This is a genomic window from Streptomyces sp. SLBN-31 (assembly GCF_006715395.1).
In the GTDB taxonomy this organism is placed as follows: Bacteria; Actinomycetota; Actinomycetes; order Streptomycetales; family Streptomycetaceae; genus Streptomyces.
Genome location: NZ_VFNC01000002.1, coordinates 1,147,407 through 1,171,646, shown reverse-complemented (window position 1 = coordinate 1,171,646; position 24,240 = coordinate 1,147,407). Strand labels below are relative to the sequence as shown.

Here is a 24,240-nt window from a genome sequence, read left to right as displayed (position 1 = left end):
CGGGTCAGAACCAGTGCAGGCAGTGCGGGATGCGCTCGGCCGCGAAGAACGCGTCGGCGAGGGCGGCCGCACCCGGACGGTGGGCCCGGACGTGTCCGGCCCGTACGAGCGTGCTCGGCGCGGTGCCGCCGAGGTAGACCGAACCCAGGTCGGTGATGTCCAGGGACAGGTGGGGTTCGCGGTCCGTCGGGACGCAGTCGGCCTTGCCGTCCCGGACGGACAGCAGATAGCGGTTCCGTTCGCCGAGGAAGGGGTCGTCGACGTCGAGGACGAGCTCGCCGTCCGTGCACCAGCCGCGCGCGGTGAGCGCGCGCGGGACGTCGAGCAGCCGTACCCAGAGCCAGTCCGTGTGGTCGCTCACCTGGCCGGCCCGGAAGTCCGCGAGCTGCCAGCGCAGCGGATGCCCGGGCGGAACGTGCTTGAACACCACCTGGGCGACCAGGTCGTGGCCGAGAACGAACCGGGCCAGGGAAGTGAAGACGGCGTCGTCCGTGGTGATGGTCTCGTCGACCGTCAGGGTGCCGGAGTCGACCGAGTAGCTGGCGTACCCGTCGGGGACGCCGTCGGTGTCACGGTGGACGGCGATGTACCGTGCCGCCGGCGCGATCGGGGGCTGTCCGGCGCGCAGGGCCCACCAGCGGTGCGGACGGGACAGCGCGCCGGGCTGTGCGCGGCGGTAGCGGTCGTAGACCTCTTCCAGGATCTCGCCGCACTCGGCGCGCCGCAGCACCTCGACCGAGCCGGTCGTGGGTGCCTCGGCCGTTCCGCCCGCCCGGGGGTGGGCGACGGCGCCCCGGTGGCGCGGCACCGTCAGCCGCTGCGTGTACGTCGCCGGTCCGTAGCCGAACCTGCGGTAGATCAGGGCCTCGGAGGCCAGCAGCACGGACAGGAACTCGCCCCCGGCCCGCAGTCCGGTGAGCTGATGCCGCATCATCGCGCTGAGCACGCCCTGGCGTCGGTGCGAGGGCAGGACGCCGACGGCGGTCACCCCGGGGGCCGGGACGAGGGTCTCACCGGGCAGGGTCAGTTCGAAGGAGTAGGACGCGGCGGTGCCGACGGGCCTGCCGTCCGCCGTGCGGGCGAGCAGACCGCGGTCCATCTCGAGCGCCGACCACCAGACCCCGCCGCCCCCTTCGGCCGGCGTCTCCGGGAAGAGTCCGAAGGCTGTGTGGAGCGTGTCCACGAAGACGTCGAGGTCCTCATCGGTGGTCGAACGTATCTCCATCGCTGCCGCCGCCTCCCGCGAAAACCGGCACCACGACCCGTGGTGCCCCGCCACCATGCGGTGTCACCCCGTGGCGGGGTCAAGCGAATTACGGGATCATGCCCGTCATGCGCGTGGTGATCGCCGAGGACGCAGCGGTGCTGCGGGAGCTGCTCGCCCTGATGCTCACCGAACGCGGTCACGACGTGTGCGCGGCCGTGGGCGACGCCGACGCGCTGCGGGCGGCCGTGGCCGAACACCGGCCCGACGTGAGCGTGGTGGACATCAGGATGCCGCCGACACACACCGACGAGGGGCTGCGGGCCGCGATCGACATCCGGGAGCGGCGCCCCGGGACTCCGGTGCTGCTGTTCTCGCAGTGCATCGAGACCAGGTACGCCACCCGGCTGCTCGCGGCCGGCTCCGCGGGCGTCGGCTACCTGCTCAAGGACCGGGTGGCCGACGTGGCCGAGTTCACGGACGCGTTGGACCGGGTCGCGGCCGGCGGGACCGCCCTCGATCCCGAGGTGGTCACCCAACTCGCCGGTGCGGCACGGCGCGTCGACGGCATCGGCGCGCTCACGGCACGCGAGCACGAGGTGCTGGAGCTGATGGCGCAGGGCCGCTCCAACACCGCGATCGACCGGCGGCTGGAGGTGTCGGCGGGGACGGTGGAGAAACATGTCGCCGCGATCTTCGGCAAGTTGACGCTGCCGGTGGCGGAGGACGCCAACCGGCGGGTGCTGGCGGTGCTGCGGTACCTGGGCGCGGAACCGGCGGGGCCGTGACGGGTCACGGCCCCGCGCGCGGTCCGCTACGCCTCCTCGTCCCCACCGGTCCCCGCGCCGGGCAGCCGGTCGCGGATCTCGTCCATGACCGTCGAGTCGGTCAACGTGGTCACGTCACCGAGCCGGCGGTTCTCGGCGACATCCCGCAGCAGCCGCCGCATGATCTTCCCGGAGCGGGTCTTCGGCAGCTCGGCGACGACCAGGATCTGCCGCGGCCGGGCGATCGGCCCGATCTCCTTGGCGACATGGGCACGCAACTCGGTGGACACGTCCTCCGGTTGGGGCGTCCCGGCCTCGCCGCGCAGGATGACGAAGGCCACCACACCCTGCCCGGTCGTCGGGTCGGTGGCGCCGACCACGGCCGCCTCGGCCACCATCGGGTGGGAGACCAGGGCCGATTCGACCTCCGTGGTGGAGATGCGGTGGCCGGAGACGTTCATGACGTCGTCGACCCGGCCCAGCAGCCAGATGTCGCCGTCCTCGTCCTTCTTCGCACCGTCCCCGGCGAAGTACATGCCCGGGAAACGGGACCAGTAGGTGTCGCGGTAGCGCTGCTCGTCGCCCCAGATGGTGCGCAGCATCGCCGGCCACGGCTCGGTGAGGACCAGGTAGCCGCCGGAGCCGTCGGGCACGGGCTTGCCGGTGTCGTCGACGACGTCGGCCCGGATGCCCGGCAGCGCACGCAGCGCCGAGCCCGGCTTGCAGGTGCTCACCCCCGGCAGGGGACTGATCATCTGGGCCCCGGTCTCGGTCTGCCACCAGGTGTCCACCACGGGGCAGCGGTCCGAGCCGATGTGGTGCCGGTACCAGATCCACGCCTCGGGGTTGATGGGCTCACCGACCGAGCCCAGCAGCCGCAGCGAGGACAGGTCGAAGCGCTCGGGGTGCTCCCCGCCCCACTTCATGAAGGTGCGGATCGCGGTCGGCGCGCAGTAGAGGATCGACACCCGGTACTTCTCGACGATCTCCCACCAGCGCCCCTTGTGCGGGGTGTCCGGCGTCCCCTCGTACATGACGGAGGTGACGCCGTTGGCGAGCGGCCCGTAGACGATGTACGAGTGGCCGGTGACCCAGCCGATGTCCGCGGCCGTCCAGAAGACGTCCCGCTCCGGCTTGACGTCGAACACCGCCCAGTGCGACCACGCCACCTGCGTCAGATAGCCGCCGGTGGTGTGCAGGATGCCCTTCGGGCGGGCCGTCGTACCGGAGGTGTACATGATGTACAGCGGGTGTTCGCTGTCGAACGCCTCGGCCTCGTGCTCGGCCGGCTGCGCCGCCACCAGCTCGTGCCACCACACGTCCCGGCCGTCACTCCAGTCGACCTCCTGTCCGGTGCGCCGCACCACCAGCACGCTGCGCACGTCCGGGCACTCGCGCAGCGCCTCGTCGACGGCCGGCTTCAGCGCCGAGGGGCTGCCCCTGCGGTAGCCGCCGTCCGCGGTGATCACCACGCGGGCGTCGCAGTCCAGGATCCGGCCGCGCAGCGCCTCGGCCGAGAAGCCGCCGAAGACCACGGTGTGCGGGGCGCCGATGCGGGCGCAGGCCAGCATCGCCACCACCGTCTCCGGGATCATCGGCATGTAGATGGCCACCCGGTCGCCGGTGCGGACGCCCAGCGACACCAGGGCGTTGGCCGCCCGGCAGACCTCGTCCTTCAGATCGGCGTAGGTGAGGGTGCGGGTGTCGCCCGGCTCGCCCTCCCAGTGGAAGGCGACCCGGTCGCCGTTGCCCGCGGCCACATGCCGGTCCACGCAGTTGTGGGCCACGTTCAGGCGGCCCGAGGTGAACCAGCGGGCAAAGGGTGCCCGGCTCCAGTCGAGCACCTCGTCCCAGGGCCGCGCCCAGTCCAGCCGGGCCGCCTGGGCGGCCCAGAAGGACTGGCTGTCGGCGTCGGCCCGCTCGTAGTCCGCCGCGGTGGCGTTCGCCGTGGCGGCCAGCTCCGTCGGCGGCGGGAACCGCCGCTCCTCCCGCAGCAGGTTCGAGAGTGTCTCGCCACCGGTGTCGGTCATGCCCGTGCCCCTGCCACCGGTCCGCCCCGCTGCAGGTGCAGGCGGGTGGCGACGTTCGGGAAGACCGGCACGACCGGACGTTCCGAGGTGGAGTTGGTGACGCCGGCGAAGGACGCGTACCAGGCGCACACGGCGGTCACCAGACCGAGCCAGCCGCCCGCCTTGACGGTGGTCTCGGACTGGGCGAAGTCGGCGATGCACAGCACGATGAAGGTCGCCGACAGGGTCACGAAGACCGCCAGGATCGCCCCCGTCGTACGGAGCGCGGCGACCGTCATGTACACCGTGAAGACCGCCCACACCAGCAGGAACAGCCCGCTCGCCTGGTGCGCGGTGGAGGCGGGCAGCCCCGGGGCCACGAACTTGGCGAAGGCGGCGTATGACAGCCAGAAGGCACCGTAGGAGCAGAACGCGGTCGCGCCGAAGGTATTGCCCTTGCGGAACTCCCACATACCGGCCAGGAGTTGGGCCAGGCCGCCGTAGAAGAGGGCGAGGGGGAGGACGACGGCGACGAGCTTCTTGTCGGTGATCAGGTTGGCGTTGAAGGTGCTCAGGACGAACGTCGTGGCTGCGAAGGCGGCGAGTCCGAGCGGACCGGGGTCGGCGATGTTGCCGGCCGGAGTGGATGTTGGCGTGCTCATGAGTGGCAGCCTCCTGTCTCCGAGGGCACAAAGGTGCAAATGAACCCTGTGCGGCCCAAGTACCCGATCGAAGCCGTGCCAGTCCAGACGTCGGCGAACGGTGGCGACGGTGCGGCGAGGGGCTGTTCCGGCACGACGAACGGCCACCGGTCCGGCCCCGTGTAATGAACGTGTCCCGGGAGGTCGGCGGGGTACCCGGCGCACCCCGAAACCCCCGACGACTGCCAGGACGGAAAGACGACCCGATGAACGCCCGCGACGACCTGCCCGTGCTGCGGACCCTCCGCGAACTGGCGGAGGTGGTCCAGTCCACGCCCCACCTGTATGTGCGCTGGTCACAAGGGCCCGAGGCCGACGAGGCGATCGCCGAGAGCCGGGACGGCCTGACCGGGATACGGCTGCCCGGCCTGTCCGCCAACCCGCTCGACGTCGAGCCGTGGTGGGAGGACCGCTCGGCCGAGCTGTGGGTGGCGCGGCGGCTGTACGACTACTCGCACCTGCCCCGCGACAAGGGCGAGGGGGTGCGCCCCTGGGTGCTGCGCGGCCGGGTCGGGGGACGGGGTCCCGACAACGAGCCGCTGGTCCGGGACGTGGAGCCGATCGGCTGGATCGGCGAGAGCGTCATCGAGGAGGCGCGGCGGGCCGTGCAGGAGCAGGAGCGGGCACGTGAGTGGGGGCCGATGCGGCGCCGGGCCCGGTGAGCCGCTTCTACGGGCAGGGGGCGAGGTCCCGGGTCGGTACCGGCGCGGATCCGGGGTACCCGGCACACCGTTCACGAGCCGGACGACAACGAGCGTCGATGAGAGGGAGGAACGGTCATGGGCAAGGTCAAGGAAGCGGTCGAGGTCGCCGTCCCGGTCCACACCGCATACAACCAGTGGACCCAGTTCGAGGAGTTCCCGAAGTTCATGGAGGGCGTCGAGAAGGTCACCCAGGTCGACGACACCCACAACCACTGGACCACCAAGATCGGCGGCGTGCGCCGGGAGTTCGACACCGAGATCGTCGACCAGCTGGCGGACGAGAGGATCGCCTGGCGCACGGTCGGCGGCGACACCAAGCAGATGGGGATGGTGCACTTCGAGAGCCTCGACGACGCGCACACGCGCGTGGAGCTGGTCATGGAGGTGGAGACGAGCGGGGCCGCCGAGAAGGCCGCCGACGCGCTCGGCATGGTGGACCGGCGGGTCAAGGGCGACATGAAGCGGTTCAAGGAGTACATCGAGGAGCACGGCGGTGAGACCGGGTCCTGGCGCGGCCGGGTCACCCCCGGATGAGAGCGGCACACGACACGGAGCCCGTCGGAAGGGGCCGGAACCCCGCCGACGGGCTCCGTTTCGCGACCGCCGACAGTGGAGCACAGCCTGTCGGCGGGGGTCCGCCGGTACCGTTTCGGCGGCCACGCCCGGGTACTCGGTGGGCGTGGACGACCCCCCGCTCTCGCTGAGCGAACGATTCATCCTCAAGGACATCGAGCGCAGGCTGCGGCGCGACCCGCGGCTGAGGCACCGTATGCGCTCCGGGCACCGGGTCCGCTCCTACTGGCTGCCGCTGGCGGTGACGCTGCTGGGCGCCGCATCCCTCTTCCTCATGGTCGTCGGCATCCGCACGTCGGATCCCCCGGTCATCTGGGCCTTCGCCGGGCTGTGGCCGCTGACCCTGGTCCAGGGCTTCCGGCTGCTGTGCCGCTGGACGGAACCCGAACACGTACGCTCGCCGCTGCGCTGACACCCCGGCCGACGGCGGGCGCTTCGGCGGGCCCGCCCGGGGAACCCGGCTGCCATGAACACGTACGCAGCCGAGCAGCGGTCGTACTGGATCGACACGGCACCCCAACGAGAGCCCCATCCCCCGCTGGAGCGGGACACCACCGTCGACGTCGCCGTGATCGGCGCGGGCATCGCGGGCCTCAGCACGGCATGGGAACTGGCGCGCAGCGGCCGCAGCGTGGCGCTCGTGGAGGCCGACCGGATCGCCGCCGGGGTCACCGGCCACACCACCGCCAAGGTGAGCGTGCTGCACACCCTCGTCTACGAGCGGCTGCGCCGCACCCGGGGCGAGGACGCGGCGAAGCTGTACGCGCAGTCCCAGACCGAAGCCGTCCGCCACGCCGCCGAGACGGCCCGCGAACTCGGCATCGACTGCGACTGGGAGGACACGGCGGCCTTCACCTACACCGAGGACGAGGCGCGCGTCGGCGAACTCAAGGCCGAGGCGGAGGCCGCCCGGGCAGCCGGCCTGCCCGCGGAGTTCGTCACCGGGACGGATCTGCCCTTTCCGGTCGCGGGCGCCGTCCGGGTGACCGGGCAGGCACAGTTCCACCCCCGCAAGTACCTCCTCGCCCTCGCCGACGAACTGCGCCGGCAAGGCGTGTCCATCTACGAGGGGACACGCGTCGTCGGTCTCAAGGAGGGCGAGCCCTGCCGTCTGACCACGGAGGCCGGGGTCACGCTCAGCGCCGACGACGTCGTGGTCGCCACGCACTACCCGATCTTCGACCGGGCCATGCTCTTCACCCGGCTCTCCCCGCGCCGCGAACTCGTCTGGGCCGCGCCCGTCCCCGCCGACCTGGACCCGCACGGCATGTTCATCACCCCCGAGCAGGGCACCCGTTCGGTGCGCACGGCCCCGTACGCCGACGGGCAGCGGCTGCTCATCGTCACCGGTGAGCACTTCGCCCCCGGCACCGCCGACGTCGAGGAGCGCTTCGACCGGCTCGCCCGCTGGGCCGTGGAACGTTTCGGAAAACTCGACTTCACCCACCGCTGGGCCACGCAGGACAACGACTCCACCGACTCGGTGCCCCTCGTCGGACCGCTGCCCACGATGGGCCGCCACACCTACGTGGCCACGGGCTTCGGCGGCTGGGGCATGAGCGGCGGCATCATGGCCGGGCGGCTGCTCGGCGACCTGATCACCGGCCGGAGTTCACCGTGGAGCGGGCTCTACGACCCCCGTCGGCTGGGCACCGTCGTCCGTGAGGCGCCCGCCTTCCTCCGCCACCAGGCCCATGTGGCCCGGCACTTCGTCGGCGACCGGCTGCCCTCGGTGTCGGGCGGAGGCTCGGTCGACGACATCGCCCCGGGAGACGGTGCGGTCGTCCTGGCCGGCGGACACCACTGCGCGGTCCACCGCGACGAGTCCGGCGAGCTCCACGCCGTCGCCGCCCGCTGCACGCACCTGGGCTGCCTGGTCGCCTTCAACCGCGCCGAACGCACCTGGGAATGCCCCTGCCACGGCTCCCGCTTCGACCCCGACGGCAACGTCGTCCAGGGACCGGCGACAAGGCCGCTGGAGCGCCGGGAGATCTGACCGCCGGACCCGCGGTCGCCGTGATCGGCCGGCGACCGTGTCTGTCCAGCGGTGGCAGACGCGCGGAACGGCATCGCTGCCGCACACGACGGTGACCACCTGCCGGCCGGCGCGGCGGTCGGGTTCCTTCAGGATCGTGACGCGCCCGGAGTGACCGACGGCTCGACGACGAGACCGGCGCGATCGGAGGCCGTAGGCCTCAAGGTGCCCACCGGATAAGGCTGTTGGGCGTCATCTCGAACGTGGGGCGGCCGGGCGGAGCCGGTGATGACCCGTTGCCCGAAGGCGTCTGTCGGCAGGCGCCTTCGGGCCGGTGTCACACGTGCCGGTGGTCGATGTCGAGCAGGCTTGCCGCCGCGTGGAAGTCGGCGGCGTGATGGCCGATCGCCAGGGACCAGTGGTGGCCCACGCCGGTGGCGCTCCAGGCGTCGACCCACTCGCCCGGGTCGCGGCCGAAGTCGACACGGCTGGTGGTGTTGCCGATCTCCAGCAGGGGGCCGGGTACGACCGTGCCCTCGGAGGTGACGAACGACAGGCTCCCATCGGCGTCCTGGCCGAGGCCGAGCAGGGTCACCGGGCCGTGCCGGACGTCGAACTCCACGCTGACACCCCAGCCGCGTTTGCCGTGGTAGACACCGAGCCCGCGCAGCAGCGGCTCGCGGGCGCTGACGGCCAGGTGGGCGGGCCCGTCGTGCCCCATCTCCACCACGCCGTCCTCGAAGTTCAGCGCCTGGATCTCGGTGAAGGAGCCGCCCGCGCCCATGCTCTGCGAGGCCAACTGCGCCACGCTCGTGCGGAGTTCGTACTCGCCCGCCGCCGGCACGCCGCGGGCGGTGAGCAGAGAGGCTCCCAGGATCATGCCGGCGCCGAGCCGCTCGTGCAGTTCGCCGTCGAGGCCGCGGTGGTAGTAGGCGAGGGAGTCCAGGCCGAAGTCCTCGACGAGCCGGTCCAGCGCCACGGACACCGTCGCGCCCCACGCGAAGTCCTCGTCCACCACGCTCTCGTCGAGCGTGAACACCCGGCGGGCCAGCTCCACGCGCTCCCGGGTCTCCGCCTCGCTCACCCGCTCCACCCGGTGGCGCAGGTCGTCGAACTCCAGCACCTCCAAATGCGAACCGAACGTCGTGGACAGCAGGGTCAGATCGGTCGACACGTCCAGCATGCCGGGATACAGGTGCCCCATCAGACCGTGCCGGGCGTGCCGGAGCGCGGCGCGGACGTGCGCGGCCCTGATCCACTGCTCGATGCGCCGCCAGGCGGACTCCTGCCGCAGCCAGCCCGACACCGAACGGAAGGGGATACGGGCGCGGCGGAAGACGTTGCCGACCTCCGGCACCGAGCACTGCGCGCAGTACGCCAGCCAGGCACCCGTGTCGAAGCGGGCGTGGTCCATCCGCTCGGTCGGCTGGAGGTCGACGACCAGGACGGGTGTGTGGGAGCGGCGGGCGATCGGCAGCACCATCGACGACGTCAGATAGGTCGTCAGGAACAGCACGATCAGATCGCAGTCGGTGCGCCGCAGCCGCTCGGCCGCGGCGGCGCCCTCCTCGGCGTCGGAGACGAAGCCGACGTCGGTCACCTCAGCGTCCATCCGCCGCAGCCGCTCGGCGACGTAGCCGGCCGACTCCTTCAACTGCGGCAGCAGATCGGGGAACTGCGGCCAGTACGTGCCGAGTCCGCCCGCCACCAGGCCGATTCGGGGGCGACGGCGGGCGATCGGGGGGAGCAGATCGCGCAGTACGGCGGCGCGGTCCTCGCTCGCGGTCGGGGTGTGGGTCGTTGCCATGGTCGGTGCTCCTTGTGAGGTCCGCGCCCCGGATGGGGTCCGCTGCGGCGTTCAGGCCCCGGCCACGCCCAGATCCGCCGGTGCTTGCACCGCCTGAGGGGTACGGCGGATGAGGACGCGGACGATGTACACGCCCGCGACCGCGGACGCGGCCATGCACAGGGTGATCGACCACAGCAGCAGGGACGCGCTGTACTCCATGAGGGCCGGCGTGACGAACGCGACGCCCGCGAAGACCCCCCGCGACAGGGCGTAGGTCAGGCCCTGGGTGGTGCCCCGGGTGTCCGGCGGCAGGGTGAGCTGCGACCACACCTTGTAACTCGCCTCGCCCGCGAAGGGGTTGGAGATCTGGTAGAGCACGAAGAAGACGAGCATGCCGGCCAGGGCGCCGGCCGTCAGCGAGGCGATGCAGAAAGCGAGGATCTGCACGAGCGTGAACACGTAGAACAGCCGGTCGCGCCAGGGGGTGTCGGCGAGACGCACGAAGACGAAGGTCAGCACCAGCGCGATCGGCAGGAAGGCCAGGTTGATCCCGGTGGCCAGGCTCTGCGAGGCGCCGCTCACCGTCACCAGCAGATACGTGCCGAACTGGCCGAAGGTGTTGGCACCGATGCCCCAGGTGACGTAGTAGGCGAAGGTCGCGGCCATCGGCAGCAGGGCGGCGCGGTTCCACACGTTCTTCAGCGCGGTGCCGCGCGGCGCCTCCAACACGGCCGCCTCCTGGGCCACTTCGGCGTCGGAGGGTTCGTCGGCCAGCTCCAGCCGGGAGCGCAACTGCCAGGTGACCAGGGCGGCGACGGCCAGGTGGCCGGTGATGCAGCGGGCCCCGGTCATGCCGGTGTCGGACAGCAGATAGCCGAGGAAGATGACGACGACGATGCCGGCCACCCACATGACCTGGGTGAAGGACACCAGCCGGGCCCGGCCGTCGGCGGGTGCGGCGTCCGAGACGACGGCGAGGGAGGTCGGCAGATCCGCGCCGGCTGCCAGGCCCGCGACGAGCACGCCGACGAAGAGGACGATGTCGTTGGGAGCGAGGGTGATGACGACCGCGCCCAGGGCGAAGCAGAAGATGTCCCAGTTGTAGACGCGGCGGCGGCCGAACATGTCGGCGAGCCGGCCGCCGACCAGGGAGCCGACTGCGATGCAGCCGGTGACGATCGCGCTGATCGCGCCCGCCATCCACACACCCATGTGGTAACTGTCGCGGTAGATGGCCAGGTTGACGGCGATGCTGACGATCAGCGCGGCATCGAGGTAGGACGCCATGCCCGACAGGGCGGCGACCTTCCACAGATGCTTGGGGATGGGCGGTTGTTCGGCATGCGTGGGGGAGTTCGTGGCTGAGGCCATGATGCGACTCCGTCGTCTGGGGAATGGCCGAGCGGAGGGGAACGTCGCGACTCTGCGGCCGGGCGGGCCGGGGAGGCCGAGTCACAGTGACTGTAGGATCCGAAAAACGTTCCAACAAGACGTGGCGCACGTAATAGCTGCGAAAGAGGGAATCGAGCACCCGCGGCGCCGCCACGCTGGTGGGTTCCCTGTCGGTGTTCTACCGTGAATCACGTATAGAACGTTTTTGGTCCGTGAGAGCGTCCGAGCCGCCGCCGGAAGGACCGCATCCGTGATCTCGTCCGCCCTGCAGCAGCTGTTCGACGACCCGCCCCGCGACTTCGGCCCCACACCGCTGTGGTGGTGGTCGGGCGCGAAGGTTACGCGGGAACGCCTCGCCTGGCAGATGCGCCGGTTCGCCGAGGGCGGCGTCCACAACCTCGTGGTCATCAACCTGGCCCCCGCCGGGCCCGGTTTCGGCGCTCCCGCCGACGACCCGCCGTGGTTCAGTGAGAAGTGGTGGGCCCGCTTCACCGACGCCTGCGCTCTGGCCCGCGATTCGGGCATGCGCCTGTGGTTCTACGACCAGATCGGCTTCTCCGGCGCCAACGTCCAGGGCGGCGTGACCCGCCTGCACCCCGAGGCGGCCGGCCTCGCGCTGCGCCGCCGCCGGACGACCCTCACCAACGGCACCGTGCCGCTGGGCGGTTCGGAGATTGTGGTGGGCGCCTACGCCGCCGACGGCCGGCGCCTGACCGGCAACGGCAACGGGACCGGCACCGGCACCGGGCGGATCGCGGCCCCCGACGGAACCCGGGTCGACCTCGTCACCGCCGTCCCCACGGCCTTCGACTACCTCGCCCCGGACGCCGTGGCCCGGCTGATGGACACCGTCCACCACGAGTTCGACCGCCGGGTCCCCGAATACCTGGGCAATGTCGTCGCGGGAAGCTTCCAGGACGAACTGCCCGGCACCAACTCCTGGAGCACCCGCTTCCCCAAGGAGTTCCTCGCCCGCCGCGGCTACGACCTCCTCGACCACCTCCCCGCGCTCTTCGACAGCGAACCGCCCGGCGACCCGCGGACCGCGAAGATCCGCGCCGACTACTACGCGGTCCGCGCCGAACTCACCGAGGAAGCCCTGTTCAAGCCGCTCGCCGCCTGGCACGGGGAACGCGGCATGCTCCTGGGCTGCGACCAGAGCCACCCCGCCCGCTCCGGCTACCCCGCCCAGTCCACCCAGATCTACACCGACTACTTCCGCACCCACCGCTGGTTCAGCGCCGCCGGCAGCGACCACCACGGCGACTCCAAGGTGCACTCCTCCATGGCCCACCTCTACGGCCACGAACGAGTGTGGATCGAGGCGTTCCACTCCTCCGGCTGGGGCGGCACCCTGGAGGACACCTACGACTGGCTGCTGCCGTTCCTGCGCAGCGGCGCCAACCTGTACAACCCGCACGCCAGTTACTTCGGCACCGCGGGCGGCTGGTTCGAGTGGGCGCCGCCCTCCACCGACTGGCGGCAGCCGTACTGGCGGCAGTACCCGGCCTTCTCCCGAGCCGTCGCCCGGATCTGCTCGATCATGTCCTGGGGCACCTACAGTGCCGACGTCGCCGTCCTGCACCCCACCGCCACCATGCAGGCCCTCGTCCCCCTGAACGCACCCGTCAGGCACTTCGGCGACGGCCGCCTCGGCGAGGACCACGCCGACGTCGACGAGACCCAGCGACACTACCTGGAGCTGTGCGGCACGAACAACTGGCTCCGGCCCCGAACGGGCGCCCTCGACCGGCACGGCATCTCCTTCGACGTCATCGACGACTCCTCGGTGCAGCGCGCCAGGGCCGACGAAGGTGCCCTGCGCTTGCGGGAGTTGGCGTACAGGGCGGTGCTGCTGCCCTCGGCGACTGTCCTGGAGGAGGGCACGGCACGACGGCTGACCGAACTGCTCGACGCCGGCGGCCGGGTGGTGGCCGTCGGCCGCCTCCCCGAGGCCGCGGCCGGAACGGCCGGCGACGACTCCGCCGTAGCGGCCCTGACCGCGCATCCGCGGCTGCTGCGCGCGCCGGACGCCGAGGCCGGAGCGGCGGCCGTCGCGGACGCCGCCGGTCACGCGACGGCCGACGTGCCCCTGCTCGTCCGGCGGCAGGGCGAGCAGGCCGTCGCCCTGGTGACGGCGGCCTTCCCCGATGCCCGGGCCCACCCGCCCAAGGGCGAGCACACCATCGACCCCGCGCGCTACGCCCGCACCAGGACGGTCACCGTACGCGCCCCGGTCGCCGAGGCCGAGTTCTGGAACCCCGCGACCGGCACCCGCCACCCCGCCCACGTCACCGTCACCCCGGCCGCGTCGCACATCGACGTACCGCTGGACGGCGCCCCGGCCGCCCTCGTCGTGTGGCGCGAAGGCGACCCGGTCGCCCGCGGCACGGCACGCCGGCGCGAGCCGTCCCGGACGGTCGACCTCTCGTCCGGCTGGCAGGGCCGCCTCGTCCCCACCCTGGACAACACCTGGGGCGACCTCGCCCTGCCCGCGGACACCGCCGTCGACGAGCCGCAGATCTGGACCATGGACTGGACGGAGGACGACACCGGCTGGGGGCGGACACGGGCGACCTACGGCAACCGGGTGCGCCACCTGCCTCCGGTACCGGCCGACCGGGCCCCCGACCCACTGGACCGTGCCGGCGTCGCACGCGTTCTGACCGGCGAACTGCCGCTCGTGCCGCCCGCCGAGAGGTGGGCGGTGTCGCTGTTCTCGTCGAGCCGCGGCATCCCCGACCCCGACGGTCTGCTCGGCAACAAGGGCCTGGTGACCGAGGAGTTCGTACGGGTTCCGGTGCCCGGCGCCGGAACCGTCGCCCGCGTCCGGACCATCGTCGAGACCGACCACCGCGGGCCCGCCGACCTGAACGTCGGCGCGGCGGCGGCCAAACGCGTCTGGTTCAACGGCGATCTGCTGGAGACCGGCGACGGCTACCTGACCAGCGCCCGCGTGGACGTGGAGCGGCAACGCAACGTCCTCGAGTACGAACTGTCAGGCGCCGAGGACCGCCCGTCCCAGATCTCCGCCAAGGCCCATGCCCCCCTGGGCAGTTACTTCTGCCTATCCCACCCGGACCGGTTCGGACCCCGCCCTGAGTTCATGTGCCTGCCCGAGGGCGTACGGCCGGACGGTTCCGTGACCTACCGGGGGCGGCTGTCCGTCGACGGCGACGAGACTCGGGCGGTGCTGGTGGTCGGGGCCGCGGCGGGCGTCACCGTGCTCCTCGACGGGGTCGTCGTGGCCCGGCAGGAGAAGGCCGAGTACTACGAGTCCGACTGGGGCGCGGTGCCGATGTTCTTCCGGCACGAACTGACCCCTGCGGCGGGCGAACACGTGCTGGACGTCGTGGCGGACGGCACCCGCACCCGGGACGCGGTGTTCGTCGACCTGGTGGCCGGCGCGACCTCGCTGGTGAGCGGCGCCGGGTGGGAGGCACGGACGGGGTCGTGGCACGGCCGTACCGTGGAACACGGGGGCCGTTTCGGGGAGTTGCAGCACTGCCAATCGGCGGTACGGCCGCACCCGCTGCCCGACGCCGAGTGGCTCAACGGCACTCCCGTCCTCGGGTCCGCCGTACTGCCCCTGCGCTGCACCGACGACGTCCGCGAGGCGGCACAGCGTTTCCGCTTCACCGTGCCGCCCGGCACCGTCGCGCTCGACCTGCCGCTGGCGCTGCCCGCCCGCGTGAAGATCGACGGAGAGCCCGAACGGACGCTCACAGCAGTCGAGTTGACGCTGGAGCGGCCCTTGGCCGAGGCCGCCGACGTCGAGGTCGTCACCGCGCCCACGGCCGTGCTGCGCGGCGGTGGCGCATGGCACGGGCCGGTACGCGTGCGTACCGAGCCCGCACCGCTGCCCCTGGGGGACTGGCGGTCGCTGGGCCTCGGCGGGTGGAGCGGCGGCGTGACCTACGCCCGGGAAGTGGAGGTAGCCGCGGGGGCGGACCCGGTGCTGGATCTGGGACGGGTGCGCGGCAGCGTCGAGGTCGCGGTCGACGGCGAACCCGTCGGGGAGGCGTTCTGCCCGCCGTACCGCTTCGAGCTGCGCGGCGCCGCGGGCCGCACGGTCCGGATCGAGGTGACGGTGCGCAACACCCTGGCGCCGTATCTCGCCGAAGCCACTCCGACGGCCTGGGCGTTCCCCTCACAGCTGGCGTCGGGCCTGCTGGGGCCGGTGACGCTGACGCTCCCCGGATCAGCCGGCGGACAGTGACAGGGTGGAGTCCCGCAGAACCAGCTCCGGCGCGAACACCCTTGCCTCATGGGCGTGTTCGGGCCCCGCCTCCACCTCGTCCAGCAGCATCTCCACGGCCGCCCTGCCGAGTTCCTCGACCGGCTGGCGCACCGTCGTCAGGGTCGTCCCCACGAAACTCGCGATGTCGAGGTCGCCGTAGCCGACCACCTGCACGTCCTCGGGAACCTTGACCCCCCGCTCGGCCAGCCCGCGGCACAGCCCGGCGGCGAGGAAGTCGTTGGTGCAGAACACCGCGTCGGGCAGGTCGTCGAGGCCACGGGCGATCTCCAGGCCGTAGCCGACGGTCATCTCCTCGGCCACCACCTGCCCCAGCCGTGCCTCGCGCCGGCTGCGCACGGCCTGCCGGGCGCCCTGATACCGGTCGGCGCACTGCCGTATCGACCGCTCCCCGTTGACCACGAGGACGTCGCGCGCTCCGCACTCCAGGAGGTGCCGGACGGCGATACGGCCGCCCGCGATGTCGTCGACGGAGACGGAACAGCCGTCCTGGGAGGGCATCGCCCGGTCCGCCAGCACCAGCGGGATGCCCCGCTCGCGCAGCCGCGTCAGCCGGGTGGGATCGGCGCTGAGCGGCACCACCACGACGCCGACGGCCCGCTGCTCGGCGAGCATGGTGAAGTAGCCCTGCTCCCGCTCCGGCGCGTCCCCGCTGTGGCAGAGCACCAGGGAATAGCCGTGGTCGTAGGCGGCGTCGGCGGCGCCCCTCGCGATGCGCGCGTAGAAGGAGTTGGTGACGTCCGGCAGGACCAGGCCAATCGAGGACGAGTGGCCCGTGCGCAGGCCGGCCGCGCCCGGGTGGGGGACGTAGTCGAGCGCCGCCACCGCGTCGCGGACCCGCTCCGCGGTGCGGGCGTTGACGCGCTCGGGCCGGTTGAGGACGTTCGACACCGTCGACACCGAGACCCCGGCGGCGGCCGCGACGTCCTGGATACGGGCGGGGCGAACCGGAATGGCGTCCACCCCCTCGCTGTGACAGCCGCGCGAGCAGGCACGACGTGGTCCTTGTAGGCGACGCAATTCTACCCCGTGCGGGGTTGCAACGTTTTGAGCGAGGCCCGAGGAGGTCCTAGCCGGCCGTGCCCGCACGCTCCAGCCGTACGATCACGCTCTTCGACGTCGGGGTGTTGCTGATGTCGGCGACGCTGGCGAGCGGAACCAGGACGTTGGTCTCCGGATAGTAGGCGGCGGCGGAGCCCGGGGGAGTGGGGTAGGCGACGACGCGGAAGGCGTCGGCGCGGCGTTCCGAACCGTCGGTCCAGAGGCCGACGAGGTCGACGAGGTCACCGTCCGCGAGGCCGAGACCGGTGAGGTCGGCCTCGTTGACGAGGACGACGCGCCGTCCGCCCTTGATGCCGCGGTAGCGGTCGTCCAGGGCGTAGGGGACGGTGTTCCACTGGTCGTGCGAGCGCAGCGTCTGCAGGACCAGGTGGCCCTCGGGGGCCCGCAGCGCGGTGAAGTCGTTGGCGGTGAAGACGGCCCTGCCGCTGGGGGTGCGGAAGACACGGGAGTTGACGGGGTTGGGCAGGCGGAAGCCGCCGGGGCGCCGTACCCGCTCGTTGAAGGCCTCGAAGCCGTCGACGACCCGTGCGATGCGGTCGCGGACGAGGTCGTAGTCCGCCTCGAAGTCCGCCCAGGGGACGGCCGGTTCGGCGCCGAGGACCCTGCGGGCGAGGCGGGTGATGATGGAGACCTCGCTGAGCAGGTTCGGGGAGGCGGGGGCGAGCCGGCCGCGGGTGGCGTGGACCTCGCTCATGGAGTCCTCGACCGTCATGAACTGCTCCCCGCCCGCCTGGACGTCGCGGTCGCTGCGGCCGAGCGTCGGCAGGATCAGCGCGGTGCGCCCGCACACCGCGTGGGAGCGGTTGAGCTTGGTCGAGATGTGCGCCGTCAGACGGCAGTTGCGCAGGGCGCGCTCGGTGACGTCGCTGTCGGGCGTGGCCCGCACGAAGTTGCCGGCGACGCCGACGAAGACCTTGGCGCGTCCGTCGCGCATGGCCCGGATGGAGTCCACGGAGTCCAGGCCGTGCGCCGTCGGCGGCGTGAAGGCGAACTCGCGTCCGAGGCGGTCCAGGAACGGCTGCGGCATCCGCTCCCAGATGCCCATCGTGCGGTCGCCCTGCACGTTGCTGTGCCCGCGCACCGGGCACACGCCCGCGCCCGGACGGCCGATGTTGCCGCGCAGCAGAAGGAAGTTGACGACCTCCCGGATGGTGGGCACGCCGTGCTTGTGCTGGGTCAGGCCCATCGCCCAGCAGACGATGACTCCGCGGCTGGCCAGGACGCGTTCGTGGACCTGCTCGATCTCGTCGCGGGTGAGCCCGGTGGCATCGAGGACCGCCGCCCAGGACGTCTGCCTGATGTGTTCGGCGAAGGCGTCGAATCCCGTGGTGTGCGCCTCGATGAACTCCCGGTCCAGGACGGTGCCCGGTTCCTTGTCCTCCGCCTCCAGCAGCAGCAGGTTCAGCGCCTGGAACAGGGCGAGGTCGCCGCCGGGCCGGATCTGCAAAAACTGGTCGGCGATCTGCGTGCCGCGGCCGAGGACGCCGCGTGCCTTCTGCGGGTGCTTGAAGCGCAGCAGCCCGGCCTCGGGCAGCGGGTTGACGGCGACGACCCGGCCGCCGCGGCGCTTGGTCTCCTCCAGCGCGGACAGCATGCGCGGGTGGTTGGTGCCGGGGTTCTGGCCGACGACGAAGACGAGGTCGGCGTCGTAGAGGTCGTCGAGGCTCACGCTGCCCTTGCCGATGCCCAGGGTCTCGCCGAGGGCCGAGCCGCTGGACTCATGGCACATGTTGGAGCAGTCCGGCAGGTTGTTGGTGCCGAAGGCACGCGCGAACAGCTGGAGCAGAAAGGCGGGTTCGTTGGCCAGCCGTCCGGAGGTGTAGAACAGCGCCTCGTCGGGGTGGTCCAAGGCGCGCAGTTCACCGGCGAGGAGGTCCAACGCCTCGTCCCAGCCGATGGGTTGATAGTGGGTGTCGCCCTCGCGCAGCACCATCGGCTCGGTCAGCCTGCCCTGCTGGTTGAGCCAGTGGTCGGACCTGCGGCCGAGCTCGTCGACCGAGTGCTCGCGGAAGAACTCCGCGGTCACCCGCCGGGTGGTGGCCTCGTCGCTGATGTGCTTGGCGCCGTTCTCGCAGTACTCGTTGCGGTGCCGCTGCCCGGGGGCGGGCTCGGGCCAGGCGCAGCCAGGACAGTCGAAGCCTTTCGCCTGGTTGATGCCGAGCAGCGTCAGGGCGGTGCGCCGGGGCGAGGTCTGGCCCAGGGCGTACTTCAGGGCGTGGGCGACCGCGGGCGCGCCGGTGGCCCAGGTCTTGGGAGCCGTGACGGTCAGTTCGTCCCCGTCCGGTTCGTCGAAGTCCCGCATCGGGCGACACGCCCCTTTCCGTAAATGTGCCTCCCCACTGTTCGGGCGGTGTCGGGCCGGGTCAAAGCGGAAGTTCCGATCGCCTGACAGGCCACGCCGATCACCGCTGCCTGTGCGGGCCACCGGTGCCGGCGGGCCGGATGCGGGGGATCATGGGAGGGTGCTGCTGCGCCAACTCGAGTACCTCGTCGCCCTCGCCCGTGCCCGCCACTTCGCGAAGGCGGCGCAGGCCTGCTTCGTCTCCCAGCCGACCCTGTCCGAGGGCATCCGCAAACTGGAGGACGAGCTGGGCATCCCGCTGGTCCGGCGGGGGCGCAGGTTCGACGGGTTCACGCCGGAGGGCGAGCGGGTCGTGGAGTGGGCGCGGCGCATCCTCGCCGACCGGGACGCGATGCAGGACGAGATCCGGGCGCTGCGCGCGGGGCTGACCGGCCGGCTGCGCATCGGTACCGTGCCGACGGCGGCCACGGCGGTGGCCCTGCTGACCCAGCCGTTCTGCGCCGCCAACCCGCTGGCGACCGTGCAGGTCTTCGCCGACCTGCAGTCCGTGGACATCGTGGGCAGGCTCGGCACGTACGAGCTCGATGCCGCCGTGACCTACCACAGCACCGTCGCCGCACACGGCTTCAAGTTCGTCCCGCTGTACCGGGAGCGCTACGTCCTCCTGATCCGGCGCACCGCCCCGGACACGGACCCGGCGGAGATCTCCTGGCAGGACGCGTCGCAGTACCCCCTGTGTCTGCTCCACCCCGGCATGCAGGGACGCCAGGTGCTGGAGGCGGCGTTCGAGGCCGTCGGCGTCTCCGTGACCCCACGGGTGGAGACCGACTCGATCGCCTCCCTCTTCGCCCAGGTCAGGGCGGGCCAGTGGGCGAGCATCGTGCCGCACGCCTGGCTGCACGTCTTCGGCGTCCCCGCGGGCATGCACGCCGTGCCGCTGGTCCGCCCGGTCCGCACGGAACGCATCGGCCTGGTCCTGCCCGCACGGGAGCCGGTCTCCGTGATGGGCCAGGCCCTGATCGACGTAGCGGAGCGAGCGGGAATCGCCGCCGTGCTGGAACAACTGCCCGACTAGGCCCCGGGTCCGGGCAGTCGGCGCCCGACCGGTGGCCGGGCGCCGGCATCCCTTCGGTCAGGCCGGAACCGCCACCGTGCGGGTCAGGTGGCGGGCGAAGAAGCGGACCGCGCTGTCCGCCTCGAACCTGGGCAGTTCCTTGTGGCGGCCCGCGTTGACGTGCAGCGACTTCTCCTTGGAGGCGAAGGCGTCGAACAGGGCGAGAGCGGCTTCCCGTGGGATGTGCTCGTCGTCCCACTGCATGTCGAACTCGACGGGGATCGTGATCCGCTTCGCCGCCTCGGCCAGGGCGTCGGGCCAGTGGAGGCCGAAGACGGCGGCGGTGATCCTCGGCTCCGCCGCGGTCAGCGGCACCCCGATCGCGGTGCCCATGTTCAGGCCGTAGTAGCCCACCGGTCCCGCGGTCCCGATCTCGGGGAGTTCCTGGAGTGCGTCCAGGGTCGCCCGCCATTCCGGTACGGCGCGCTCGGCCAGGTGGGCGTTGTAGCGGACGACGATCGGGCCGACGGGCTCGCCCTCCGCCATCGCCCGTTGCATGACGGCGATCTCCTGCTCGTCGTGCGCCGTACGCGGCCGGTCGCCGTGACCCGGCGCATCGATGCAGGCGACGTGGAAACCGGCGCCGGTGACGAGTCGGTGCGCGCGGCCCGTCATCGCGGGCCACCTCTTGTGGGTGCCGCCGCCGTGGCCCATCAGTACGAGGGGTGCGCGGTCGGCGCCGGAGGTGGGTGACCAGAGGACACCGGGGACGTCGCCCACGGTGAAGTCGCGTTCGAGGACGCCCTCGGACATGTTCTCGGCGGTGAAGAAGGAAGAGTTCATGGCGTGCGCCTTTCGGGAGTGCCTGGTGATCGCGGCGCTCCCGGCGACGGCTACGTCAGTCGCCCGACCGTGACGGGAGGGGGGAGCACCCACACGAATACAGCGTTCACGGGTCTCACCTCCTCGCTCGGTCTCACGGCTGTCGCACGCTACCAAGCGCACGCCATTGCCCCAACTCCTTTTCCACCGGGTCTTATCGGAAGGCCGCCAGGTTGCGGGCGACCCAGGCGGCGAACGGCCTCGCCGGACGGCCCAGCACATGCTGCACATCGGCGGCGACCGTCTGCTCGGCCGGCAGCGGCAGACCGAGGATGTCCAGGGTGCCGCCGACGACCTCCTCGGGCATGAACCGTGCGAGGTGGGCATGGGCCTCCGCACGGGACAGTTCCACGAAGGCGACGTCCTCGCCCAGCGCCTCGGCGATCACCGCGGCCTGCCGACGCGGACTGATCGCCTCCGGTCCGGTGAGTTCGTACGTCCGTCCCGCGTGTCCGTCCTCCCGCAGCGCCGCCGCCGCGACCTCCGCGATGTCGGCCGGGTCGACGACGGGCAGGGCGACCTCGCCGAACGGTGCGAACACCGTGCGCCGGGTCCGCACCGACTCCGCCCAGGCGAAGGCGTTGGAGGCGAAGCCGGCTGGGCGCAGGACGGTGAAGTCCGCTCCCGAGGTACGCACGGCGTCCTCGAACTCGCGCAGACGCGTGTGCGAAGGCGCCTGCGGGCGGGTGGAGTTGATCTGCGAGGACAGCAGGACGACCCGCTTCACACCGGCGGCCGTGACCTCGTCCAGCAGGGCCTTCGGGCTCTCTCCGTGGCTGTTGAGCTCCCCGCCGAGCACGACGAAGAGCGCGTCGGCGCCGTCGAGGACCGACCGCAGGCTCGCGGCGTCCGCCAGGTCGGCCCGGGCGTGCCGGACGCCGTCCGGGAGGTCCGCGAGCCGCGGCCGCCGTGAGACGGCCACGACCTCCTCGTCCGCCCCGGCCAGCAACGGCACCAGTTCTCGCCCCACATTGCCGGTCGCACCCGTCACCACGATCATCGTCTTCCCCCTTGTTAGTTAGTCGACTGACTTGGAAGGACCTTAGCAGCAGAACGCGGCCGCTGCCTATAGTTGGTTGGGTGACTGACTCAGTGGCGCCCCGGGTGGCGCGCGCGGCCGACAAACGACGTCGTCTGAAGGCCGCGGCGGCCGAGGTGCTGCACGAGCGGGGCGTCGAGAGGACCACACTCGCCGACATCGCGCGCGTGGCCGACGTGCCGGTCGGGAACGTCTACTACTACTTCAAGACCAAGGACGAGCTGGTCCAGGCCGCGCTGTCCGAGCACCGCTCCCGGCTGGACGAACTCACCGCGGCCCTGGAGGAGTCGGCCGACCCGCTCGACCGGCTCAAGCGGCTGATCGCGGCCTGGGTGGACGGACGTGACACCGCCGCCCGCCGCGGATGCCCCACCGGAACACTGGCCGTCGAGCTCGACAAGCGCGAGGAGGGCACCCTCGACGTGGAGGCGGCCGCGGTCATACGGCAGCTCCTCGACTGGGCCGCCGAGCAGTTCCGTGCGGCGGGGGTCCCCGACCCCGACGGGCACGCACTCACCCTCGTCTCCGCCTACCAGGGCATGTCGCTGCTGGCCAACGCCCTGCGCGATCCCGAGGTCATGACCCGCGAGGGCGCCCGCCTCCTCGACTGGATCGACTCGCTCAAGGCCGACGGACCGACTCCTTGACCCTCGTGCACCACTCCGGTGATGCTGTGTTGCGACACGTGAGATGCGTGCCGTAATGAGCAACATCGGGATCAGGTCTCGTACCAGCCGAGGAGTGGCCATGACTCATCAGGTCCGTGCTGTCGTCGCGCGCGCGAAGGGCGCCCCCGTCAGCCTGGAAACCATCCTCGTGCCCGATCCCGGTCCGGGCGAGGCGCTGGTCAAGATCGAGGCGTGCGGGGTCTGCCACACCGACCTGCACTACCGCGAGGGCGGCATCAGCGACGACTTTCCCTTTCTGCTGGGGCATGAGGCGGCAGGTGTGGTGGAGTCGGTGGGGGAGGGCGTCACCGATGTGGCGCCGGGTGACTTCGTGATCCTCAACTGGCGTGCTGTGTGCGGTCAGTGCCGGGCCTGTCTGCGTGGGCGCCCCTGGTACTGCTTCAACACCCACAACGCCCGGCAGAAGATGACGCTGACCGACGGCACCGAGCTGTCCCCGGCGCTCGGGATCGGGGCGTTCGCGGAGAAGACGCTGGTCGCCGCCGGGCAGTGCACCAAGGTCGACCCGGAGGCGTCGGCGGCGGCCGCGGGTCTGCTGGGCTGTGGCGTGATGGCGGGCATCGGGGCCGCCATCAACACCGGAGGCGTGGGGCGGGGCGACTCGGTCGCGGTGATCGGCTGCGGTGGTGTGGGCGACGCGGCGATCGTCGGTTCCCGGCTGGCGGGCGCGGCGAAGATCGTCGCCGTGGACATCGACGACCGGAAGCTGGAGACCGCGAAGAGGCTGGGCGCCACCCACACGGTCAACTCCAGGGAGAACGACGCCGTCGAGGCGATCCGTGAGCTGACCGGCGGCTTCGGCGCCGACGTCGTCATCGAGGCGGTCGGCCGCCCGGAGACGTACAAGCAGGCCTTCTACGCCCGTGACCTCGCCGGCACGGTCGTGCTGGTGGGCGTGCCCACCCCGGAGATGAAGCTGGAGCTGCCGCTCCTCGATGTCTTCGGCCGGGGCGGGTCGCTGAAGTCCTCCTGGTACGGCGACTGCCTGCCCTCCCGCGACTTCCCCATGCTCATCGACCTCTACCGGCAGGGCCGGCTCGACCTGGACGCCTTCGTCACCGAGACGATCGCCCTGGACGAGGTGGAGAAGGCCTTCGAGCGGATGCACGGCGGTGACGTGCTGCGCTCGGTGGTGGTGCTGTGATGGCCGCCCGCATCGAACTCATCGTCACCTCCGGGCAGTTCAGCCTCGACGGCGGCACCTGGGACGTGGACAACAACGTGTGGCTCGTCGGTGACGACCACGAGGTCGTCGTCATCGACGCCGCCCACGACGCCGACGCCATCGCCGCGGCCGTGGGCGGACGCCGGGTGCGCGCGGTGGTGTGCACCCACGCGCACAACGACCACATCGACGCCGCGCCGGACCTCGCCGCCCGCACCGGCGCTCCCGTCCTCCTCCACCCGGACGACCTGCCACTGTGGAAGCAGACGCATCCCGACCGCGCGCCCGACGCCGAACTGGCCGACGGGCAGGTGCTGGCGGTCGCGGGCGTCGAACTGACCGTGCTGCACACCCCCGGACACGCTCCCGGCGCGGTCTGTCTCCATGTACCGGCCCTGTCGGCGCTCTTCAGCGGTGACACGCTCTTCGCCGGCGGGCCCGGTGCCACGGGGCGGTCGTACTCCCACTTCCCGACCATCGTGGAGTCCATCCGCGAGCGGCTGCTGACGCTGCCCGCCGACACGGTCGTCCACACCGGGCACGGGGAGACGACCACCGTCGGCGCCGAGGCGCCCCATCTCCAGGAGTGGATCGACCGCGGCTTTTGACCGCCGTCCCCTTCCACCTCGCCCACGCCCGCCGTTCCGTCCGGCCCACGCCGGACGGAACGGCGGG

19 protein-coding genes are annotated in these 24,240 nt (G+C 71.9%); 10 read left to right on the top strand and 9 right to left on the bottom strand.

Annotation, left to right across the window (positions count from 1 at the left end):
• Positions 1–4: 4 nt before the first annotated feature.
• Positions 5–1,225 carry a GNAT family N-acetyltransferase gene (locus tag FBY22_RS25325; protein ID WP_142149629.1) on the bottom strand — a complete coding sequence of 407 codons (1,221 nt, stop codon included), beginning with the start codon at positions 1,223–1,225 and terminating at the stop codon, positions 5–7.
• Positions 1,226–1,332: 107 nt separating this feature from the next.
• Between FBY22_RS25325 and FBY22_RS25320 the strand changes: the two genes are divergently transcribed.
• Positions 1,333–1,992, top strand: a complete 660-nt coding sequence (locus FBY22_RS25320; RefSeq protein WP_142149627.1) for a response regulator transcription factor — start codon at positions 1,333–1,335, stop codon at positions 1,990–1,992.
• 26 nt (positions 1,993–2,018) lie between these two features.
• Here FBY22_RS25320 and acs read toward each other — a convergent pair whose 3' ends face one another.
• Together acs and FBY22_RS25310 are read right to left on the bottom strand one after the other, a co-directional pair.
• Entirely contained in the window at positions 2,019–4,001 is a 1,983-nt protein-coding gene (acs, locus tag FBY22_RS25315) for an acetate--CoA ligase (RefSeq protein WP_142149625.1), read from the bottom strand.
• Positions 3,998–4,642, bottom strand: a complete 645-nt coding sequence (locus tag FBY22_RS25310; RefSeq protein WP_142149623.1) for an acetate uptake transporter — start codon at positions 4,640–4,642, stop codon at positions 3,998–4,000. Before FBY22_RS25310 ends, acs begins: the two co-directional genes overlap by 4 nt.
• A gap of 245 nt (positions 4,643–4,887) precedes the next feature.
• Between FBY22_RS25310 and FBY22_RS25305 the strand changes: the two genes are divergently transcribed.
• The 4 genes from FBY22_RS25305 to FBY22_RS25290 all read left to right on the top strand — a co-directional run bounded on the left by FBY22_RS25305 (position 4,888) and on the right by FBY22_RS25290 (position 7,954).
• A complete protein-coding gene (locus FBY22_RS25305; RefSeq protein ID WP_142149621.1) occupies positions 4,888–5,343 on the top strand; it encodes a DUF6098 family protein in 456 nt (151 codons plus the stop codon).
• A 117-nt stretch (positions 5,344–5,460) separates the two neighbouring features.
• The gene (locus FBY22_RS25300) at positions 5,461–5,919 is read left to right on the top strand and encodes an SRPBCC family protein (RefSeq protein ID WP_142149619.1); all 459 of its coding nucleotides are present in this window, start codon (positions 5,461–5,463) and stop codon (positions 5,917–5,919) included.
• Between the two features lie 145 nt (positions 5,920–6,064).
• Entirely contained in the window at positions 6,065–6,370 is a 306-nt protein-coding gene (locus FBY22_RS25295) for a DUF3040 domain-containing protein (protein ID WP_174267262.1), read from the top strand.
• A 54-nt stretch (positions 6,371–6,424) separates the two neighbouring features.
• Positions 6,425–7,954: an FAD-dependent oxidoreductase gene (locus FBY22_RS25290; RefSeq protein ID WP_142149615.1), complete on the top strand. Its 1,530-nt coding sequence runs from the start codon at positions 6,425–6,427 to the stop codon at positions 7,952–7,954.
• 316 nt (positions 7,955–8,270) lie between these two features.
• Here the strand turns inward: FBY22_RS25290 and FBY22_RS25285 are convergent, their stop codons facing one another.
• Complete coding sequence (locus FBY22_RS25285) at positions 8,271–9,740, bottom strand: L-fucose/L-arabinose isomerase family protein (RefSeq protein WP_142149613.1); 1,470 nt, start codon at positions 9,738–9,740, stop codon at positions 8,271–8,273.
• Positions 9,741–9,791: 51 nt separating this feature from the next.
• On the bottom strand, positions 9,792–11,093 hold the full coding sequence (locus tag FBY22_RS25280; RefSeq protein WP_142149611.1) for an MFS transporter: 1,302 nt from the start codon (positions 11,091–11,093) through the stop codon (positions 9,792–9,794).
• Positions 11,094–11,364: 271 nt separating this feature from the next.
• On the opposite strand from FBY22_RS25280, the gene FBY22_RS25275 reads away from it, so the two are divergent.
• Positions 11,365–15,333, top strand: coding sequence for a glycosyl hydrolase (locus FBY22_RS25275; RefSeq protein WP_142149609.1), 3,969 nt, complete (start codon positions 11,365–11,367; stop codon positions 15,331–15,333).
• Here FBY22_RS25275 and FBY22_RS25270 read toward each other — a convergent pair.
• Both FBY22_RS25270 and FBY22_RS25265 read right to left on the bottom strand, forming a co-directional pair.
• On the bottom strand, positions 15,316–16,335 hold the full coding sequence (locus FBY22_RS25270; protein WP_142149607.1) for a LacI family DNA-binding transcriptional regulator: 1,020 nt from the start codon (positions 16,333–16,335) through the stop codon (positions 15,316–15,318). The genes FBY22_RS25275 and FBY22_RS25270 overlap by 18 nt on opposite strands.
• A 106-nt stretch (positions 16,336–16,441) precedes the next feature.
• On the bottom strand, positions 16,442–18,736 hold the full coding sequence (locus FBY22_RS25265) for an FdhF/YdeP family oxidoreductase (protein WP_142149605.1): 2,295 nt from the start codon (positions 18,734–18,736) through the stop codon (positions 16,442–16,444).
• Positions 18,737–18,896: 160 nt separating this feature from the next.
• Between FBY22_RS25265 and FBY22_RS25260 the strand changes: the two genes are divergently transcribed.
• The gene (locus tag FBY22_RS25260) at positions 18,897–19,811 is read left to right on the top strand and encodes a LysR family transcriptional regulator (protein ID WP_142149603.1); all 915 of its coding nucleotides are present in this window, start codon (positions 18,897–18,899) and stop codon (positions 19,809–19,811) included.
• A gap of 57 nt (positions 19,812–19,868) precedes the next feature.
• Here FBY22_RS25260 and FBY22_RS25255 read toward each other — a convergent pair whose 3' ends face one another.
• Positions 19,869–20,633, bottom strand: coding sequence for an alpha/beta hydrolase (locus FBY22_RS25255; RefSeq protein WP_142149601.1), 765 nt, complete (start codon positions 20,631–20,633; stop codon positions 19,869–19,871).
• 193 nt (positions 20,634–20,826) lie between these two features.
• Positions 20,827–21,672: an NAD(P)H-binding protein gene (locus FBY22_RS25250; RefSeq protein WP_142149599.1), complete on the bottom strand. Its 846-nt coding sequence runs from the start codon at positions 21,670–21,672 to the stop codon at positions 20,827–20,829.
• Positions 21,673–21,752: 80 nt separating this feature from the next.
• Here FBY22_RS25250 and FBY22_RS25245 point away from each other — a divergent pair, with 80 nt between their 5' ends.
• From FBY22_RS25245 to FBY22_RS25235, 3 genes are all read left to right on the top strand, one after another.
• Positions 21,753–22,358, top strand: coding sequence for a TetR/AcrR family transcriptional regulator (locus FBY22_RS25245; RefSeq protein WP_142149597.1), 606 nt, complete (start codon positions 21,753–21,755; stop codon positions 22,356–22,358).
• Positions 22,359–22,458: 100 nt separating this feature from the next.
• Entirely contained in the window at positions 22,459–23,544 is a 1,086-nt protein-coding gene (locus FBY22_RS25240; RefSeq protein ID WP_142149595.1) for an S-(hydroxymethyl)mycothiol dehydrogenase, read from the top strand.
• Complete coding sequence (locus FBY22_RS25235; RefSeq protein WP_142149593.1) at positions 23,544–24,173, top strand: MBL fold metallo-hydrolase; 630 nt, start codon at positions 23,544–23,546, stop codon at positions 24,171–24,173. Before FBY22_RS25240 ends, FBY22_RS25235 begins: the two co-directional genes overlap by 1 nt.
• Positions 24,174–24,240 lie beyond the last annotated feature (67 nt).

Bases quoted from the DNA above. Each gene is read 5' to 3' on its own strand.
- FBY22_RS25300 (WP_142149619.1), top strand. From the start codon at position 5,461: ATGGGCAAGGTCAAGGAAGCGGTCGAGGTCGCCGTCCCGGTCCACACC.
- FBY22_RS25310 (WP_142149623.1), bottom strand. From the start codon at position 4,642: ATGAGCACGCCAACATCCACTCCGGCCGGCAACATCGCCGACCCCGGT.
- FBY22_RS25280 (WP_142149611.1), bottom strand. From the start codon at position 11,093: ATGGCCTCAGCCACGAACTCCCCCACGCATGCCGAACAACCGCCCATC.
- FBY22_RS25255 (WP_142149601.1), bottom strand. From the start codon at position 20,633: ATGAACTCTTCCTTCTTCACCGCCGAGAACATGTCCGAGGGCGTCCTC.
- FBY22_RS25290 (WP_142149615.1), top strand. From the start codon at position 6,425: ATGAACACGTACGCAGCCGAGCAGCGGTCGTACTGGATCGACACGGCA.
- FBY22_RS25320 (WP_142149627.1), top strand. From the start codon at position 1,333: ATGCGCGTGGTGATCGCCGAGGACGCAGCGGTGCTGCGGGAGCTGCTC.
- acs (WP_142149625.1), bottom strand. From the start codon at position 4,001: ATGACCGACACCGGTGGCGAGACACTCTCGAACCTGCTGCGGGAGGAG.
- FBY22_RS25285 (WP_142149613.1), bottom strand. From the start codon at position 9,740: ATGGCAACGACCCACACCCCGACCGCGAGCGAGGACCGCGCCGCCGTA.
- FBY22_RS25240 (WP_142149595.1), top strand. From the start codon at position 22,459: ATGACTCATCAGGTCCGTGCTGTCGTCGCGCGCGCGAAGGGCGCCCCC.
- FBY22_RS25265 (WP_142149605.1), bottom strand. From the start codon at position 18,736: ATGCGGGACTTCGACGAACCGGACGGGGACGAACTGACCGTCACGGCT.
- FBY22_RS25305 (WP_142149621.1), top strand. From the start codon at position 4,888: ATGAACGCCCGCGACGACCTGCCCGTGCTGCGGACCCTCCGCGAACTG.
- FBY22_RS25325 (WP_142149629.1), bottom strand. From the start codon at position 1,225: ATGGAGATACGTTCGACCACCGATGAGGACCTCGACGTCTTCGTGGAC.
- FBY22_RS25235 (WP_142149593.1), top strand. From the start codon at position 23,544: ATGGCCGCCCGCATCGAACTCATCGTCACCTCCGGGCAGTTCAGCCTC.
- FBY22_RS25250 (WP_142149599.1), bottom strand. From the start codon at position 21,672: ATGATCGTGGTGACGGGTGCGACCGGCAATGTGGGGCGAGAACTGGTG.